The sequence below is a fragment of the Paroceanicella profunda genome (genome assembly GCF_005887635.2).
In the GTDB taxonomy this organism is placed as follows: domain Bacteria; phylum Pseudomonadota; class Alphaproteobacteria; order Rhodobacterales; family Rhodobacteraceae; genus Paroceanicella; species Paroceanicella profunda.
In genome coordinates this window covers 1877118-1893322 of the sequence record NZ_CP040818.1, presented here as the reverse complement: position 1 = coordinate 1893322, position 16205 = coordinate 1877118, and the positions used below count along the sequence as shown (strand labels likewise).

The following is a 16205-nucleotide window of genomic DNA, read 5'->3' as shown; positions in this document are numbered from 1 at the left end:
CATCGGGCGAGGCGGTCAACCGGTTCGGGCGCAGGGCTGCGCGGGTCGATGGTCCCGTGGAGGCCCGGCACGGCGTCCGGCCACTTTGCTCGGCGCGGGCACAGCGCTGGAGGAGCGCAGGTATCGTCCCCCTGTCCGGCCTGGACTCTGCTTGAGCGCGGCAGGCGCGGAGCGGTGTGGTCGTCAAGGAAATGATCGGACGGACCCGGTGCAGGGAGGTGGAGATGCCTCTGCCCTCTGCCCTCTGCCCTCTGCCCTCCGCCTCATGCTGGCCCGTGCGCGGGGGGATGGCGGGGTCCGGAGCGGCGGTGCCGTGGTGTTTCGTCCCGACCGGGGGACGCCGGAGGGGGGCATCGAGCCCCCCGCCGGCGTGTCGCCGCGCACCGCGTCTCCGGGCACACCGGGGGAGAGGGGCGCGCCAAGCCTGCCCTTGCATCCCCGCGATGCGCCGCATAGTCTGCGAAGATACAATGTAACCGGATGGCCGCCATGCCCGAGTGCCCCGCCTGTACCCGAAGCGCCGATGCCTCGGCCGCCCTTGCCGCGCGGGGGGTGCGTGTCACCCCGCTGCGCACCCGGGTGCTGACGGCGCTCCACCATGCCGGCCGGCCGCTGGGGGCCTATGAGCTCTTCGACCGGCTGAAGGCCGAGGGGGCCGCCTCGGCGCCGCCGGCGGTCTACCGGGTGCTCGATTTCCTGGAGACGCAGGGGCTGGTGCACAAGCTGCAGAGCCTCTCGGCCTACACCGCCTGCAGGACCGCCCCGCACCCCCACCACGCCCAGTTCCTGATCTGCCGTGCCTGCGGCGCCGTGGCCGAGCTGGAGACCCCGGCGCTGGACCGGCTGGCGCGCGAGGCCGCGGGCACCGGCTTCCTGGTCGAACGCATGTCGGTGGAGACACGCGGCCTCTGCACCGCCTGTGCCGCCGCATGACCGCCCTCATCCGGACCGAGGCCCTCACCTTCCGGCAGGGCGGGCGCAGCATTCTCGAGAACATCGACCTCAGCGTGGCACCGGGCGAGATCGTCACGCTGATCGGGCCGAACGGCGGCGGCAAGACCACGCTGCTGCGGCTGCTCATCGGCACGCTGCACGCCGGTTCCGGCCGCATCCTGCGCCGCCCGGGGCTGCGCCTGGGCTACACGCCGCAGAAGATGCAGATCGAGAAGACCATGCCGATGCGGGTCGGCCGGTTCCTGTCGCTTTCCGGCGGGCTGAAGCACGGCGCGCGGGACGCGGTGCTGGCCCGGGTCGGCGCGCTGGGGCTGGAGGGCGCCCAGCTCTCCGACCTCTCGGGGGGCGAGTTGCAGCGCGTGCTGCTGGCGCGCGCCCTGCTGCGGGACCCGCAGCTGCTGATCCTTGACGAGCCCACCCAGGGCCTGGACCAGCCCGCCGAAGCCGCCTTCTACCGGCTGGTGTCGGAGATCCGCGCCGAGCGCGGTGTCGCCATCCTGCTGGTGAGCCATGACCTGCACGTGGTGATGGGCGCCTGCGACCGGGTGATCTGCCTCAACGGCCATGTCTGCTGCTCCGGCGCGCCGGAGCACGTGACCGCCGACCCGGCCTATCACCGCATGTTCGGCGCCCGCGCCGATTTCGCGCTCTACCGCCATCACCACGATCACAGCCATGACCACGCCCCCGCGGCCGGAGCCGCCCCGGCCTCCGCCGCGGCGCAGGCCCATGGCAGCGACGCCCCCCACACCCGCCATGGCGACGCGGCGGCCGGCCCCCGGCCCCTCCTCCCCCCGACCGGCCCCGGCCCGGAGGGCGGAGACGCGCCCGGCCCCGAACACAGGCACGACCATGCAGCTTCCTGACCCCGCCGCGCCCCGCCATGGATGACTTCCTGATCCGCGCCGGGCTGGCCGGCATCGTGGCCGCGCTGGTGGCCGCCCCCCTCGGCTGCCTCGTGGTGTGGCGGCGCATGGCCTATTTCGGCGACGCCACCTCGCACGCGGCGCTGCTCGGCGTGGCGCTCGGGCTGCTCGCCGGCCTGCCGGTGATGTTCGGGGTCACCGCGCTCGCCGCGGCCATGGCCCTCACGGTCACCGCCGCCACCGCCGCCGGCCGCTACGCGATGGACACGGTGCTCGGGGTCTTCGCCCATGCGGCGCTCGCCACGGGGCTGGTCTCGCTCGCGCTGCTGCCGGGGGTGCGGGTGGACCTCATGGCCTATCTCTTCGGCGACATCCTCGCCGTGGGATGGGAGGACCTCGCCCTGATCGGCGCCGGCGGGGCGCTCATCCTCGCGGTCACCGGCCTGTTCTGGCGCAGCCTGGTGAACGGCACGCTCAGCCCGGAGCTGATGGTGGCCGAGGGCGGCTCGCTGGTGCGCGACCGGCTGGTGCTCACCCTGCTGCTGGCGCTGTTCGTGGCGCTGGCGATGCGCATCGTCGGGGTGATGCTGATCACCTCGCTGCTGATCATCCCCGCCGCCGCCGCCCGCCCGCTGAGCCGCACGCCGGAAGCAATGGTGCTCGGCGCGGGGGTCGTCGGGGCGGTGTCGGTGATCGGCGGGCTGTGGCTGTCCTTCACCCTCGACAGCCCGGCCGGGCCGTCGATCATCCTCGCCGCCGCGGCCCTGTTCTGCCTGGCCAACGGCGCGTCGGCCCTGCGCCGCTAGGGCCCCGCGCCGCGGCGAGGCAGGTGCTCCCGAAAGGCCGTGACCGCGCCGGAGCCGGCGCATCCGGCGCTCACGTTGCCGGGTGATGCCCCGGGCCGGCAGGGGGCCTCTCGCGGTCAGGAGCAGGGCCCCGACCGGAATCGCAGCCTGCCCGCAGGCGCGGAAGGACCGACACCCGGCAAGCCGCGCGCCGCCTGCGCGAGGCCGGGAGACTGCCGCTCCCGACCGGACCGGCCGTTTCCATGCCACCGGCGGGAAAGCCATGCGCAGCCGCCGGGCCCGCCGCGCCTGATCGGACCGGCCGAACCCGGCTCCCCCTCAGTCCGGCAGGCCGAATTCCGGCGGATATCCCACGCCGACGAGGCTCAGCCCGTCCGGCGGGGCCACGGGGCCGCAGGCCGCGCGGTCGCGGGCGGCGAGGGCGTCGCGCACCCGCTCCGGGGGCCAGCCGCCTGCGCCCACCCGCTCCAGCGTGCCCACGAAGCTGCGCACCTGGTTGTGCAGGAACGAGCGCGCGCGCAGCCGGAAGCGGATCTCGCGGCCGGCCAGGCCGCGCTCCTCCGCCTCGATCTCCAGCGCGTCGAGGGTTTTCACCGGGCTGTCGGCCTGGCAGATGGAGGAGCGGAAGGTGGTGAAATCATGCCGCCCGAGCAGATGCGCCGCGCCGGCGCGCATCGCCTCCACGTCAAGCCGCCGCCCCACGCGCCAGGCCAGGCCGTTCTCATGCACCAGCGGCGCGCGGCGCTCGACCACCCGGTAGAGGTAGCGCCGCTCCACCGCCGAGAACCGGGCGTGGAACGTGTCGGGCACCCGCACCGCCTGCACGATGGCGACGGGTTCCGGCTTCAGGTGCCAGTTCAGCGCCTCGGAGAGGCGGAACGGCTCCCATTCCCGCGCGAGATCGACATGCGCCACCTGCCGGGCCGCGTGCACGCCCGCATCGGTGCGCCCGGCCGCCGCGATCGCGCCCACCGACGCGTCGAGCCGGCGCAGCGCGCGCTCCACGCTCTCCTGCACGGAGGGCTGGTCCTTCTGGCGCTGCCAGCCGGCGAAAGGGGCACCGTGATATTCGATGATGAGGGCGAAACGAGGCATGGCCCTGCCCTATCCCGGCGGCGGGGAATTCTCAAGTTCCCTGCGCCGCACGCACGCACGCCTGGCAGACCCGTGGCGCCCGCCGCCCGGCCCCCGTGCCGGGCAGGACCGGCCGCACACACGGCCGGCATCGCATCCGGGCAAGCACGGGTGCCTCGGGGGCCTCCGCCGCGCGACACGCCCCGGAGCCCAGTCTCCCTCCGAGACAGGCCCGCTGCCCTGCGCCATCTCGCCCCCAAGCGGGCCAGAGCCTCAGGGCGCGAAAGGCGCGACGTCCTGCCGTGAGATTGCCGGTCACCCGGCCCGGCCCTGTCGCAACAGAGCAACCTCGCAACCACTCGGCCACCCGGCCACTCTGCCACCCGGCCACACAGCCACACAGCCACGCAGCCACGCAGCCACGCAGCCACGCAGCCACGCAGCCACGCAGCCACGCAGCCACGACTCCTCGCGCGCATCCCGAGAGGGCGCAAGGGGCGCCATCGGATGCGACCGGGGCACGGCGCGTCTCACGGCTGGCCCCATGCCTCGGTGCTGCCCGATCCCGACCGCCATTCGATGGCTCACGGTGCGCGTTTCGCTGCCGGGTGCGGGCCGCATGGGCCCCGTGCGGAGCACCTGGTTCTGCCTGCACCGCCCTCCGGCTGCCCGCGCACGCGCCGGTGCCCTGCGCGCGGCCGCCCGGACATTCCGCAGCATCCTGCCGACAGGCCTCAACATTCCGGCCCGGAAGCCCCATATTGTGCGTGACGGAACAGGGGACTACGAGCAGGCATGGGACTATCCGACATCGCGGACGGCGTGACGCGCCTCGTCGAAGACGCGAGCCAGAGCGTGGGATCGATGTTCGAACCGGTGGTGCGGGTCGGCGTCACCGGCCTGTCGCGCGCCGGAAAGACGGTGTTCATCACCTCGCTGGTGGCGAACCTGCTGGACCGCGGGCGGATGCCCCAGCTTGCCGCCGGCGGGCGGATCGAGACCGCCTTCCTCCAGCCCCAGCCCGATGATTCCGTGCCCCGGTTCGACCTGGAGGGCCATCTCGCCGCGCTCTCCGGCGCCCGCCCGCACTGGCCGGCCTCCACCCGCGCCATCAGCCAGTTGCGCGTATCGCTCCGGGTGCGGCCCGGCGGCTGGCTGTCCGGCCTCTCCGGCCCGCGCACCGTGCATCTCGACATCGTGGACTATCCCGGCGAATGGCTGCTGGACCTGCCGCTGATGACCCGCTCCTTCGCCGAATGGTCGGCCGATGCACTGGCGGCGGCCCGCGCGCCCGCACGGGCGGCGCTGGCCGAGGGCTGGCTTGCCCGGCTCGAGGCCAGCGACCCCAGCGCCCCGCTGGAAGAGGTCTCCGCCCAGTCGCTGGCGAAGAGCTTCCGCGACTATCTCCAGGCCGGGCGGGACGCCGGCCTGTCCGATCTCGCCCCCGGCCGCTTCCTGATGCCCGGCGACCTGGAGGGCTCCCCCGCCCTCACCTTCTGCCCGCTGCCGGAGGCGAAGGGTGCACGCACGGGCTCGCTCTGGCGCGCCTTCGAGCGCCGGTTCGAGGCCTACAAGCGCGTGGTGGTGAAGCCCTTCTACCGGGACCATTTCTCGCGGATCGACCGTCAGGTGGTGCTGCTGGACGTGCTGGAGGCCCTGCATGACGGCCCGCGCGCCATCGAGGACCTGCGCCTCGCGATGTCGGAGATCCTGCGCTCGTTCCGGCCGGGGCCGAATTCCTGGCTCTCCGGTCTGCTCGGCCTGCGGCGGGTGGAACGCATCCTGTTCTGCGCCACAAAGGCCGACCACCTGCACCATTCCCAGCACCCCCGGCTGGTTTCCATCACCGAGGCGCTGCTGCGCGACGCCCGGGACCGCGCCGATTTCCGCGGCGCGCGCACCGCCGCGATGGCCATCGCCAGCCTGCGCGCCACCGTGGAGCAGACCGTCACCCACGAGGGCCTGCCGCTGGACTGCGTGCGCGGCATCCTGGAGGAGAGCGGCCGCGAGGTGGTGCTCCACCCCGGTGACCTCCCCGAGGACCCCGGCGCGGTGCTGGCCCCGGCCCGGGACGGCGCGCCGCTCTGGCTCGACGGCGACTACCAGGTGATGCATTTCGCCCCGCCGCGCCTCACCCGGCGCCCCGGCGAGGGCCCGCCGCACATCCGCCTTGACCGGGCGCTGGACTTCCTCATCGGCGACAGGCTGGAGTGACCCGCATGCCCCCTTCCCAGGACCCACCCCGCCGTCGCGGCCCCGTCATCCTCGGCGTCTCCGACACGGAGCGCCCCGGCGCGGCCCCCGCCGCATCAGCCCCGGAGCGGCGCCCCGCCACGCCCGGCACGCAGCCCGCGGGCGCGCCGCCATCCGGCGCACCGGACCCTGCCTCCTCCGCCGAGCGGCGCCCGGCGGCGGGGGTGCCGCTCTCCGGCGAGCAGGACCCGTCCTCAGGTCTCCCGCCCTCCGGCGGCCAGGACCCGTCCTCGGATCTCCCGCCGTCCGGCGGCCAGGACCCGTCTTCCGGCCCCCCGCCGTCGGGCGGCCAGGGTCCGTCTTCGGGCCTCCCGCCCTCCGGCCCGCCCGACAGGACCGCCGGAGCGGCGCCCGCTCACGGACCGACGCCGGAGATGCTGCCCTCCGGGGGACAGGGCCCTGCTGAGGGCAGGTCACCCGCCGGCACGACGCCGTCTCCCGGGCAGGCCCGGACCCCGGCCATGCCATCCCCGGAACACCGGAGCTCCGCCGCCCCTGCGCCGGGCTCCCCCGCGCAGGGGGCGGGCGCGCGGGCTTCTGCCCCCGGTGCGCACCTGCCGGAGCAGGATGCCGCCGCCAGCCGGCCGGCACCTTCCCCGGTCTCTGCCGGGAGCGCGGCAGCGCAGTCGGCGTCCGCGGCCTCCACGGGCGGCCTGTCCGGCCGGGCCGTCGCCGCGGAGGGGGAACGGCGCGCCCGGCTGCGGCGCGGTGCCGTGCTCTTCGACGAGGGTGCCGCGCTGGCCGCGGGCGCGCCGTCGCCCGCCGAGGCCGCCCCGATTTCCGACGAGGACCCCGCCACCGGCGCGGCCATGGCCCGCGCCACCCGGCTCGCGACCCGGCGCATGGGCTGGTTCGCAAAGCTGGTCTGGACAGCGCTGACGGGGCTGGTGGGCATGGCCGTGTCCTGGGCCGCCTGGTCCTTCGTGCTGTCGCTGGCCGAGCGCAATCCCTGGCTGGGCATCGCGGCGCTGGTGCTCGGCGGCATCGTGGCCTTGGGGGTGCTGGTGTTCGTGGTGCGCGAACTGGCGGGGCTGGCCCGGCTCTCGCGGGTCGACCGGCTGCGCGCCCGGGCCGAGGCCGCGCGCCGCACGCCGGGCCGCGAGGCGGCGCTCTCCGTCACCTCCGGCGTGGCGGCGCTCTATGCCGGGCGCGCGGACCTTTCCTGGGCCCGGGCCCGGGTGGCCGAGCGCGAGGGCGAAATCCTCGACCCCGACGCCCTGCTTGCCCTCACCGAGCGGGAATATCTCGGCCCGCTGGACGCCGCCGCCGCGCGCGAGGTGGAGCTGGCCGCCCGGCAGGTGGCGGTGGCCACGGCGCTGATCCCGCTCGCCTTCGCCGACGTGCTGACAGCGCTCTCCTCCAACGTGCGGATGGTCCGGCGCATCGCCGAGGTCTACGGCGGGCGGGCCGGAACGCTGGGCTCATGGCGGCTGGTGCGCGCGGTGGCGGCGCATCTGGTGGCCACCGGCGCCGTTGCGATGGGCGACGACATGATCGGCGCCATGCTCGGCGGCGGGGTGATGTCGAAGCTCTCGCGCCGCTTCGGCGAGGGCGTGGTGAACGGCGCGCTCACCGCGCGGGTCGGCGTCGCGGCGATGGATGTCTGCCGGCCGATGCCCTTCAGCGCGCTGGAGAAACCGGCCGTCACCGGCCTTGTGCGGCGCGCCCTCACCGGGTTCACCGCCCGGGCCTGAGACGCCGCTCCTCCCCGCGAGAGGCGATCACCCCGGCCAGAGGGCATCCGTTGAAGAGCGCCGGCGGGCCAGAGGGCGTCCGCTGATGAGCGCAGGCCGGCGCCGGGCCAGGGGTCGCGGGGAGCGCGGGCTCTCACCCGCCTGGCCAGCCCTGCCCGACAGTCCCTCCCCGGCGCGGGCCCTGCGCCGAGAGCGCGGGCCGGCGAGCGTGCTGCCCGGCCCGGGCATCGGACCGCCGGCGCCCCTTCCCGCCGCACACATGAAAACAGGCACGCCGTGCCCGGCGTGCCTGCTCTGCCCTGGTTCCGAATCTCCGGCTTCTGCGCGCCCCCGTGAGGGGCGTCAGTTGTGGCCGCGGCTGGTCATCCGGCCCGCGCCACGGCCATCGCCGCGCTCGAATCGGGCGTCGCGCATGTCATTGCGGCCCGGGCGCTGGCCACGGAAGCGATCGGTCTCGCGGCCCCGGTTGCGGGCGTCCTCCCGGCCGCCGCGGTCGCGGTCCCAGCGGTTGCCGCCCTGCGGGCCGCGCTGGTCGGGGCGCGGGCCGCGCCCCTCGACGCGCTGGCCCCGGTCGCGGCCCGGAGCCCAGCCCTGATGGCCCTTGTCCGGCCCGTGCTGCCAGCCCGGACGGCCCTTGCCGGGCCCGTGCTGCCAGTCCGGACGGCCCTTGCCGGGCCTGTAATGCCAGTCCGGCCGACCGTGCGAGGGCGCGTGATAGACCGGGGGCCGGCCCACCACCACCACCGGGCGCGGCCGCGGCGGGGCATAGTAGACATGGCCGCGCGGCACCACGACGATCGGGGCCGGCCGCGGCGCGTAATACACCGGCGCCGGCCGGTAGTAGTAGGGCCGGTAGACCGGACGATAGACGGGGCGATAGGCGAAGCGCGGGGCCACCGGCACGTAACGCGGCGGGCCGTAGACATAATGCCGGTCATTGTCGCGCGCCGCATCGGTGAGCAGGGCAAGCGCCGCCACGCCGGCGAGCACGCCGACGACGATCTGCCCCGTCTTGTCATCGGCCCGGGCCGGCTTCCCCGCCACGGAGCCGAGCATGACGCCCAGACTGAGCACCGTGGCCGTAATGATCCTGAACATGGCCGGAACCTCCTTCGTGTTCACTCCGCCTCATTGTGCCACATACGCGCGGGAAACCCCATTCCGTCGTCGTCGTAGCATCACGGTTTCGTGACCTCCCGGCCGTGCTGGACCCCCCCGGGCAGTTGATGTATAGCAGCCGCCATGCGGACCGTTCTCAGCATCGCCTTGCGAATTAGCGGCCCGGCGCTCCACGTCTGAAGCGCCGGGACAAAGGCGCATGGACTGCCGCGCCACCCTCTTCCCCAGACCGATGCAAGATGAACGGGACCACGATCATGTGTGCCGATACGCCTGACTACAAAGACACCCTCGCCCTGCCCGAGACCGATTTTCCCATGCGCGCCGGCCTGCCCAAGCGCGAGCCCGAATGGCTGGCCCGCTGGGAGCGCATCGGCGTGTACGACCGGCTGCGCGAACAGGAGGGCCGCACGCCCTTCGTGCTGCACGACGGCCCGCCCTATGCCAACGGCCACCTGCACATCGGCCACGCGCTGAACAAGATCCTGAAGGATTTCATCGTCCGCTCGCAGCAGATGCTGGGCCATGACAGCCGCTACATCCCCGGCTGGGACTGCCACGGCCTGCCCATCGAGTGGAAGATCGAGGAACAGTACCGCGCGAAGGGCAAGAACAAGGACGAGGTGCCGATCAACGAGCTGCGCGCCGAATGCCGCAAGTTCGCGGCCGAATGGATCGACATCCAGCGCGAGGAATTCAAGCGCCTGGGCGTGACCGGGAACTGGGCGGACCCGTACCGGACGATGGATTTCGCCTCCGAGGCGGTGATCGCCGAGGAGTTCATGAAGTTCGTGATGAACGGCTCGCTCTACCAGGGCTCCAAGCCGGTGATGTGGTCCGTGGTGGAGAAGACCGCCCTCGCGGAAGCCGAGGTGGAGTATCACGACCACAAGAGCCACACGATCTGGGTGAAATTCCCGGTTCGGGCGATCCACTATTCCCCGGATACTCCGGATAATGTTCGCGATGCTTTGATGAACAGCTTTGTTGTAATCTGGACTACTACGCCCTGGACCATCCCATCCAATCGCGCTGTAGCCTTCAATCCTGAGATTTCTTACGGCCTCTACGAAGTAACAGAGGCCGATGAAGGCAACTGGGCAAAGGTTGGCGAGCGCTACTGTCTGGCGGACAATCTCGCTGAAGATGTTTTCAAGGCCGCACGTGTGAAGAGCTTCAAGAAGCTGTTCTCTTTGGATGCTGCCCATCTCGACCTCTTCCCATTCTCCCTCGCCCACCCGTTCCGCGGCCTCGACGCCTCGGACGCCGAGTGGGACTATAACGTGCCCATGCTGGCCGGCGACCACGTGACCGATGACGCCGGTACCGGCTTCGTGCACACCGCCCCCAGCCACGGCGCGGACGACTATCTGGTGGGCCTCAAGCACGGCCTGCCGATGACCCATAACGTGCTGGAGGACGGCTCCTTCCGCCCCGACCTGCCGCTGTTCGGCGGCGCGGTCATCTTCGACGAGAAGGGCAAGGAGAAGGACGCGAACACAAGGGTGATCGACGCGCTGGCGGGCTGCGGCGCGCTGGTGGCGCGCGGGCGCATCACCCATTCCTACCCGCATTCCTGGCGCTCCAAGGCGCCGCTGATCTTCCGCAACACGCCGCAATGGTTCGCCGCCATCGACAAGCCGCTGGGCGACGGCATGGACACCTATGGCGAGACCATCCGCCAGCGGGCCCTCGCCTCGATCGACAAGCTCGTCACCTGGACGCCGCAGACCGGCCGCAACCGGCTCTACTCGATGATCGAGGCCCGGCCGGACTGGGTGCTGAGCCGCCAGCGCGCCTGGGGCGTGCCGCTCACCTGCTTCGTGAGGAAGGGCAGCAACGGCACCGAGATCCTGCGCGATGCGGCCGTCAACGCCCGCATCGCCGAGGCGTTCCGCGCCGAGGGCGCCGATGCCTGGTTCGAGGAGGGCGCCGCCGCGCGCTTCCTGGGCAACGAGTATGACCCCGCCGAGTGGGTGAAGGTGGACGACATCCTCGACGTGTGGTTCGATTCCGGCTCCACCCATGCCTTCGTGCTGCGCGACCGGGCCGACGGCGCCGCCGACGGCATCGCCGATGTCTACCTCGAGGGCACCGACCAGCACCGCGGCTGGTTCCACTCCTCCATGCTGCAGGCCTGCGGCACGATGGGCCGCGCGCCCTACCGCGCCGTGGTCACCCACGGGTTCACGCTCGACGAGAAGGGCATGAAGATGTCCAAGAGCCTGGGCAACACCATCGTGCCGGAGACGATCGTCAAGCAGTACGGCGCCGATATCCTGCGCCTCTGGGTGGCGCAGACCGACTTCTCCGCCGACCAGCGGATCGGGCCGGAGATCCTCAAGGGCGTCGCCGACAGCTACCGCCGCCTGCGCAACACCATGCGTTTCATCCTCGGCAATCTCGCCGGCTTCGAGGAGAGCGAGCGCGTGGCGCCCGCCGACATGCCGGAGCTGGAGCGCTGGGTGCTGCACCGGCTGGCCGAGCTGGACGTGACCGTGCGCGAGGGCTACGGCCGCTACAGCTTCCAGAAGCTGTTCCAGGAGCTGTTCCAGTTCTGCACGGTGGACCTCTCCTCGGTCTATTTCGACATCCGCAAGGACGCGCTCTACTGCGATGCCCCCACCAGCCTGCGCCGCCGCGCCGCGCGCACGGTGCTGATGATGCTGTTCGAACGGCTCACCACCTGGCTGGCGCCGATCCTGACCTTCACCATGGAAGAGGTCTGGCTGGAGCGCTTCCCCGGCGAGGAGAGCTCGGTCCACCTGCAGGACTTCCCCACCACCGACGCCGCCTGGCGCGATGACGCGCTGGACGCGAAATGGGAGAAGATCCGCCGGGTGCGCCGCGTGGTCACCGGCGCGCTGGAGGTGGAGCGGCGCGAGAAGCGCATCGGCGCCAGCCTGGAGGCCGCCCCGGTGGTCCACGTGGCCGAGGCGGAGGTGCGCGCGGCGCTGGAGAGCGTCGATTTCGCGGACCTGTGCATCACCTCCGGCCTCACGCTGAGCGATGCGCCCGCCCCGGAGGGAGCCTTCACGCTGGAGGATGTCCCCGGCGTGGCCGTGGTGCCGGCACTGGCGGAGGGCGAGAAATGCGCCCGCTGCTGGCAGATCCTGCCCGATGTCGGCACCCACGCCCATGAGGGTGTCTGCGCCCGCTGCGACGAGGCCCTCTCGGCCCGCTGACCACGCCCCCGCCGCGGGCCGCGCTTGACGCGGGCCGCGGCGGATCCACATGAACCCACATGTCGCTGAGGCGCTTCATCGAGGCGCAGGAGGGGGTCTACCCCATCGCGCTCACCGAACTCCGGTCCGGCCGCAAGACGCGCCACTGGATATGGTTCGTGTTCCCTCAGCTCCTGGGCCTCGGCCGCTCCGAAATGTCGCGCCGCTACGCGCTCACCGGCCCCGCCGAGGCGCGGGCCTACCTCGCGGACCCGCTCCTCGGCGCCCGCCTGCACGAATCGACCCGCGCGATGCTCTCCCACCGCGGCGTTCCGGCGGCCGAAATCCTTGGACGCCCCGATGACCGGAAGTTCCACGCCTGCGTCACCCTGTTCCGGCATGTCTCCGCCCCCGAAAGCGAAGACGATTTCCTGTTCTCGGACGCCCTGGACACGTTCTTCGACGGCCGCGACCATCCTGCCACAGTTGCGAGATTGTGAGGCGCACCGCGCCTCTTTCCCCGGATAGTACTTGCGTTGAATCGGCTTTGGCCGCATATGGGACTGGCTAACGTTCTTCTATTGAGCCTGCTGTTCCGTCGACTACCGGCGCACAGTCCTTCGATATAGGACCGATACGCCGGCGCCGTTGCATCCTGCAGACGGTGGATTGATACAGACGGAGATACCACGATGGCTACTGGCACCGTGAAATGGTTCAACGAAACCAAAGGTTTTGGCTTCATTCAGCCCGATGGCGCTGGCAAGGACGTGTTCCTGCACATTTCGGCTCTCAACCGTTCGGGCCTCGCTGCTCCGGCTGACGGCCAGAAGGTCGAGTTCGAAATGGAGAAGGGCCGCGACGGCCGTGAATCCGCAGGCGATGTGAAATTCATCGACTGACTCGCTGACCGGGCGCCGGCGGAGCTTCCGCAAGCGCGCCCCAGGTCATGACGACATGCGCCCTCGCCGGACCCCCGGCGAGGGCGTTTTGCTGTGCCGGGGGCTGCTTCCAGCCCCGCGAGGCCCGTACCGCGCGCAAGGCTGCGCCGCGAAGCCGGCCCCCCGGTTCCGCGGCGCGTGAGACGGCCGGCCCTTTGGCAGCGCTCAGCTCAGAACGTCACGGATTGCTGGGCCGTGCCTTCCGCGGCCGGGCCGTGGCGCAGCGTGATGATCGCCCCGGAGAGAAGATGTGCCTTCTGCACAAGGGCCTGGATCTGCTGCCAGATCTGGTCGGCCCGCGGGCCGGTGATGGTGATCACCACCCGGCCATCCTCCGGGTCCACGATATATCCGTCGACGGTGGCATTCCCCTCCACGCTCAGCGCATCGCGGAGGGCGTCCTCCAGCGCGAGCACTTCGGACATGTCGTCCTGCGCATGGGAAAAGCGGATGATCACCGCCTGTTCGGACAGAGACGGGTCATTCTGGTCGTCGTAGACAGCACCGAAAACTGACATTTCAGTCTCCTTTCCAGGGCCGGAATGGCCCTCTCCCGAAACAACGCCCGGAAGATCGGTTTGGTTCATCGGCTTGCCGCAGTGCGGCAAGCGCCCTACCCTTGTTGCGGGTGGGATTGAGGTGCCAGCGCTCCTGGTGCGGTTCGCAAGTGAGGAGGGTTTTGATGTTCGGCTCCCTGTTGACGAGACTGAAACCGGGAGGCCGCCGGCGCCGCATCCACCTGCATATCGGGGCGCCGAAAACCGGCACGACCACGCTGCAGACCGCCCTTGCCACCCATCGCAGGATGCTGGCGCGCGAGGGGGCGATCTACCCCCGCGCGGGCTGTCTCGCCTCCGGCGCGGGCGTGGCGCAACACCTGCTGGCCCTGTCGCTGCGCGCGGAATATCCGGCCTTCATCGCCCCGCCGGAGCGCCAGCCCGCGGAGCAGGTGTGGGCCGCGCTGCTGGCGGAGATCGACCGGGCGCCCGCGGGCGATATCCTGTTGTCTTCCGAGGCTTTCTTCCATCTCGACACCCAGGCCGTGGCCCGGGTTGCGGAGTATCTCTCCGGCCATGAGGTGCATGTTGTGGCGGTGGAGCGCAACCCGCTGCAGCGGCTGCGCTCGCGCTACATCCAGTCGGTGAAGGCACCGCCGTTCGGCCGGCTGGACTTCCACGCCTATGCCCTCCGGGCCACGCGGCGGCAGGCCGATGACGCACGGTTGTGGGAGGCGACCTTCGGCAGCGCCGCCGTCACCCGGCTGCGTTACGACGCCCCGACCGAGCCGGGCGGCCTGGTGCCCAGCGTGCTCGTGGCCTGCGGGCTTTCCCCCGCCACCGCGGCGCGAATCGACCCCGGCCCGCAATGGCTGAACCGCAGCCCGGGCTGGCCGGTGGTTTCGCTGATGCGGCGGTTGAATGCGGTGCGGCACGTGCCGGCCGAAACCCGGCAACGGCTTTATGTGCGGCTGGTCGAGCACGGCGTGCCGGCGGACCTGGCCGGGTTCGACGCCCTCACCGAAGGCTTCGAGGACATCCGCCCCCCCGTGCGCCTGCGCCTGCGCGAGGTGTTCCTGCGCCACCGCGAGCCGGACCCGGAACCCAGCGAAACCATGCTGCAGGCCTTTGCCGACATCCAGTCCCGCGTCCCCTCCGGCGCCTGACCGCCCTCAGGTGGCGGCTTGCCCGCCTCCCCGGCACGGACGCGTCACGCGGAGGATGGCCGCGCGAGGGCCTTCAACCGGCGATGTCGTGGAGCGCAGGCTGCCCCGAGCCCCTGCCAGCCGCGATGAGGGGCGTGCCCGGGCGCCGCCCCGGGGCCTCCTGCGCTCACTCCCCGGAGAGCAGAACCCGCGAGGGGTGAAGTTCGCCGGCCCTGTAGACCCCGATCGCCACGGCGCGGCCCTCGAAGCTGGCCCAGGCCTCGTCGCCGTACTCCACCTCCGCGGCCAGAACCATGCCCGGGTTGCCGTTGCGCAGCCGGGCCGCGCCCTCGGGGGTGCAGCGCAGCTCGGGCAGCTCGGCCAGGCCGGTTTCCAGCGGCAGCAGGTGCCTGTCCAGCTCGGGGGATTTCGCCAGTTCGTCCAGCAGCGTGAACGCGATGCCGTCGGAGGCCTCGAACGGGCCGGACCACACCCGGCGCAGCTCCTTCACATGGCCGAGGCAGCCGAGCCTGCGGCCGAGATCGCGCGCGATGGAGCGCACGTAACCGCCCTTGCCGCAGACCATCTCCAGCACGGCGGTGTCGGCCCCTGCCTCCACCAGATCGAGGCTCTCCACGAAGAGCGGCCGGGCGGAGAGCTCCAGCTCGTCGCCGGCCCGTGCCAGCGCGTAGGCCCGCTCGCCCTCCACCTTTACGGCGGAGAACTGCGGCGGAACCTGCAGGATATCGCCGGTGAACGCCGGCAGCGCGGCGCGGATATCGGCCTCGGAGGGGCGCAGGGCGGAGGTTTCGATCACCTCGCCCTCGGCGTCATCGGTGTTCGTGGCCGCCCCCCAGGTGACGGTGAACCGGTAGGCCTTCAGCGCGTCGGTGATGTAGGGAACGGTCTTGGTGGCCTCGCCGAAGGCGATGGCGAGCACGCCGGTGGCGGCGGGGTCGAGCGTGCCGGCATGGCCGGCCTTGCGGGCGCCGAAGGCCCAGCGGGCCTTGTTCACCACGGCCGAGGACGTGATGCCGGCGGGCTTGTCGACCACCAGCCAGCCATCGACCGGACGGCCCTTCTTTCCGCGCGCCATGTCTCTCTCCCTGTGCTCACCGCGATGTGGACGCCCGGGCCATACCCGGGCGACCGCGGGGTTTCAAGCGCGATGCGGGCGCGGGCTCAGGCGTCGCGGCGGCCGGTGTCCTCGCCGCCCTCGTCCCCGTCGGTCTCGTCCTCGTCGGTCTCGTCCTCGTCCTGCTCCACGTCGCGGCGCACGGTGTCGGAGGCGAGCAGGCGGCGCGTCTCGTCCATGCGGTCGAAACTGTCATCGGGCTGGAAGTGCAGCTCCGGCGAGAACTTCAGCTTCACCGCGCGGGTCACCACCCGGCGCAGCTCGCCGCGGTTGCGCTCCAGCGCCGCGATCACCCCGTCGGTGTTCTCGCCCAGCAGGGGCAGCACGAAAACCGTGGCGTGCCGCAGGTCGGGCGAGCAGCGCACCTCGGAGACGGTGATGGGCGAGCGGCCCAGGTCCGGGTCATGCAGGTCGCCGCGCGACAGCACGTCCGACAGGGCGTGACGGATCAGCTCTCCCACGCGCAGCATGCGCTGGCTGGGTCCGGAGGTCTCAGTGAACTGTCGCTTGGCCATCGGGATATCCTTTCGCTGCCGCCCATGTAGAACCGCGCGGAG

Annotated in this window: 13 protein-coding genes and 1 pseudogene; 9 read left to right on the top strand and 5 right to left on the bottom strand. The window is 72.0% G+C overall.

All coding sequences use genetic code 11. From position 1 onward, the window contains the following. Positions 1 to 489 precede the first annotated feature (489 nt). The 3 genes and pseudogenes from FDP22_RS08445 (at position 490) to FDP22_RS08435 (ending at position 2626) form a co-directional block, all read left to right on the top strand. The gene (locus FDP22_RS08445; protein WP_138572147.1) at positions 490 to 933 is read left to right on the top strand and encodes a Fur family transcriptional regulator; all 444 of its coding nucleotides are present in this window, start codon (positions 490 to 492) and stop codon (positions 931 to 933) included. Further along, positions 930 to 1637: pseudogene (locus FDP22_RS08440) on the top strand (metal ABC transporter ATP-binding protein); the annotation flags it as partial. The gene FDP22_RS08445 and the pseudogene FDP22_RS08440, both read left to right, overlap by 4 nt. Before the next feature lie 200 nt (positions 1638 to 1837). Continuing rightward, on the top strand, positions 1838 to 2626 hold the full coding sequence (locus FDP22_RS08435) for a metal ABC transporter permease (RefSeq protein WP_138572149.1): 789 nt from the start codon (positions 1838 to 1840) through the stop codon (positions 2624 to 2626). A 318-nt stretch (positions 2627 to 2944) separates the two neighbouring features. Here the strand turns inward: FDP22_RS08435 and truA are convergent, their stop codons facing one another. Next, complete coding sequence (gene truA, locus FDP22_RS08430; protein WP_138572150.1) at positions 2945 to 3721, bottom strand: tRNA pseudouridine(38-40) synthase TruA; 777 nt, start codon at positions 3719 to 3721, stop codon at positions 2945 to 2947. A gap of 774 nt (positions 3722 to 4495) precedes the next feature. On the opposite strand from truA, the gene FDP22_RS08425 reads away from it, so the two are divergent. Both FDP22_RS08425 and FDP22_RS08420 read left to right on the top strand, forming a co-directional pair. Further along, positions 4496 to 5914, top strand: coding sequence for a YcjX family GTP-binding protein (locus FDP22_RS08425; protein WP_138572151.1), 1419 nt, complete (start codon positions 4496 to 4498; stop codon positions 5912 to 5914). A 752-nt stretch (positions 5915 to 6666) separates the two neighbouring features. Continuing rightward, positions 6667 to 7647, top strand: a complete 981-nt coding sequence (locus tag FDP22_RS08420) for a YcjF family protein (protein ID WP_239031910.1) — start codon at positions 6667 to 6669, stop codon at positions 7645 to 7647. Between the two features lie 342 nt (positions 7648 to 7989). On the opposite strand, the gene FDP22_RS08415 is transcribed toward FDP22_RS08420, so the two are convergent. Then, positions 7990 to 8745 (bottom strand): hypothetical protein, encoded by a 756-nt coding sequence (locus FDP22_RS08415; protein ID WP_138572153.1) that lies wholly within the window; start codon positions 8743 to 8745, stop codon positions 7990 to 7992. A 278-nt stretch (positions 8746 to 9023) separates the two neighbouring features. Between FDP22_RS08415 and ileS the strand changes: the two genes are divergently transcribed. The 3 genes from ileS to FDP22_RS08400 all read left to right on the top strand — a co-directional run bounded on the left by ileS (position 9024) and on the right by FDP22_RS08400 (position 12832). Continuing rightward, positions 9024 to 11951, top strand: a complete 2928-nt coding sequence (ileS, locus tag FDP22_RS08410; protein ID WP_138572555.1) for an isoleucine--tRNA ligase — start codon at positions 9024 to 9026, stop codon at positions 11949 to 11951. 59 nt (positions 11952 to 12010) lie between these two features. Next, the gene (locus FDP22_RS08405; protein ID WP_138572154.1) at positions 12011 to 12430 is read left to right on the top strand and encodes a DUF1810 domain-containing protein; all 420 of its coding nucleotides are present in this window, start codon (positions 12011 to 12013) and stop codon (positions 12428 to 12430) included. Between the two features lie 192 nt (positions 12431 to 12622). Further along, the gene (locus FDP22_RS08400; protein WP_138572155.1) at positions 12623 to 12832 is read left to right on the top strand and encodes a cold-shock protein; all 210 of its coding nucleotides are present in this window, start codon (positions 12623 to 12625) and stop codon (positions 12830 to 12832) included. Positions 12833 to 13041: 209 nt separating this feature from the next. Here the strand turns inward: FDP22_RS08400 and FDP22_RS08395 are convergent, their stop codons facing one another. Beyond that, positions 13042 to 13389, bottom strand: a complete 348-nt coding sequence (locus FDP22_RS08395) for a hypothetical protein (protein ID WP_138572156.1) — start codon at positions 13387 to 13389, stop codon at positions 13042 to 13044. Between the two features lie 164 nt (positions 13390 to 13553). On the opposite strand from FDP22_RS08395, the gene FDP22_RS08390 reads away from it, so the two are divergent. Continuing rightward, complete coding sequence (locus FDP22_RS08390) at positions 13554 to 14534, top strand: hypothetical protein (RefSeq protein WP_138572157.1); 981 nt, start codon at positions 13554 to 13556, stop codon at positions 14532 to 14534. A 166-nt stretch (positions 14535 to 14700) separates the two neighbouring features. On the opposite strand, the gene truB is transcribed toward FDP22_RS08390, so the two are convergent. Further along, the gene (gene truB / locus FDP22_RS08385; RefSeq protein WP_138572158.1) at positions 14701 to 15609 is read right to left on the bottom strand and encodes a tRNA pseudouridine(55) synthase TruB; all 909 of its coding nucleotides are present in this window, start codon (positions 15607 to 15609) and stop codon (positions 14701 to 14703) included. Positions 15610 to 15695: 86 nt separating this feature from the next. Then, positions 15696 to 16163, bottom strand: a complete 468-nt coding sequence (gene rbfA / locus FDP22_RS08380; protein ID WP_138572159.1) for a 30S ribosome-binding factor RbfA — start codon at positions 16161 to 16163, stop codon at positions 15696 to 15698. Between the last annotated feature and the right edge of the window lie 42 nt (positions 16164 to 16205).

Excerpts from the sequence above, each read along its gene's own strand:
- truA (WP_138572150.1), bottom strand. The coding sequence starts at position 3,721 with ATGCCTCGTTTCGCCCTCATCATCGAATATCACGGTGCCCCTTTCGCC.
- FDP22_RS08415 (WP_138572153.1), bottom strand. The coding sequence starts at position 8,745 with ATGTTCAGGATCATTACGGCCACGGTGCTCAGTCTGGGCGTCATGCTC.
- FDP22_RS08395 (WP_138572156.1), bottom strand. The coding sequence starts at position 13,389 with ATGTCAGTTTTCGGTGCTGTCTACGACGACCAGAATGACCCGTCTCTG.
- FDP22_RS08445 (WP_138572147.1), top strand. The coding sequence starts at position 490 with ATGCCCGAGTGCCCCGCCTGTACCCGAAGCGCCGATGCCTCGGCCGCC.
- FDP22_RS08435 (WP_138572149.1), top strand. The coding sequence starts at position 1,838 with ATGGATGACTTCCTGATCCGCGCCGGGCTGGCCGGCATCGTGGCCGCG.
- FDP22_RS08405 (WP_138572154.1), top strand. The coding sequence starts at position 12,011 with ATGTCGCTGAGGCGCTTCATCGAGGCGCAGGAGGGGGTCTACCCCATC.
- ileS (WP_138572555.1), top strand. The coding sequence starts at position 9,024 with ATGTGTGCCGATACGCCTGACTACAAAGACACCCTCGCCCTGCCCGAG.
- FDP22_RS08400 (WP_138572155.1), top strand. The coding sequence starts at position 12,623 with ATGGCTACTGGCACCGTGAAATGGTTCAACGAAACCAAAGGTTTTGGC.
- FDP22_RS08425 (WP_138572151.1), top strand. The coding sequence starts at position 4,496 with ATGGGACTATCCGACATCGCGGACGGCGTGACGCGCCTCGTCGAAGAC.
- FDP22_RS08390 (WP_138572157.1), top strand. The coding sequence starts at position 13,554 with ATGTTCGGCTCCCTGTTGACGAGACTGAAACCGGGAGGCCGCCGGCGC.
- truB (WP_138572158.1), bottom strand. The coding sequence starts at position 15,609 with ATGGCGCGCGGAAAGAAGGGCCGTCCGGTCGATGGCTGGCTGGTGGTC.
- rbfA (WP_138572159.1), bottom strand. The coding sequence starts at position 16,163 with ATGGCCAAGCGACAGTTCACTGAGACCTCCGGACCCAGCCAGCGCATG.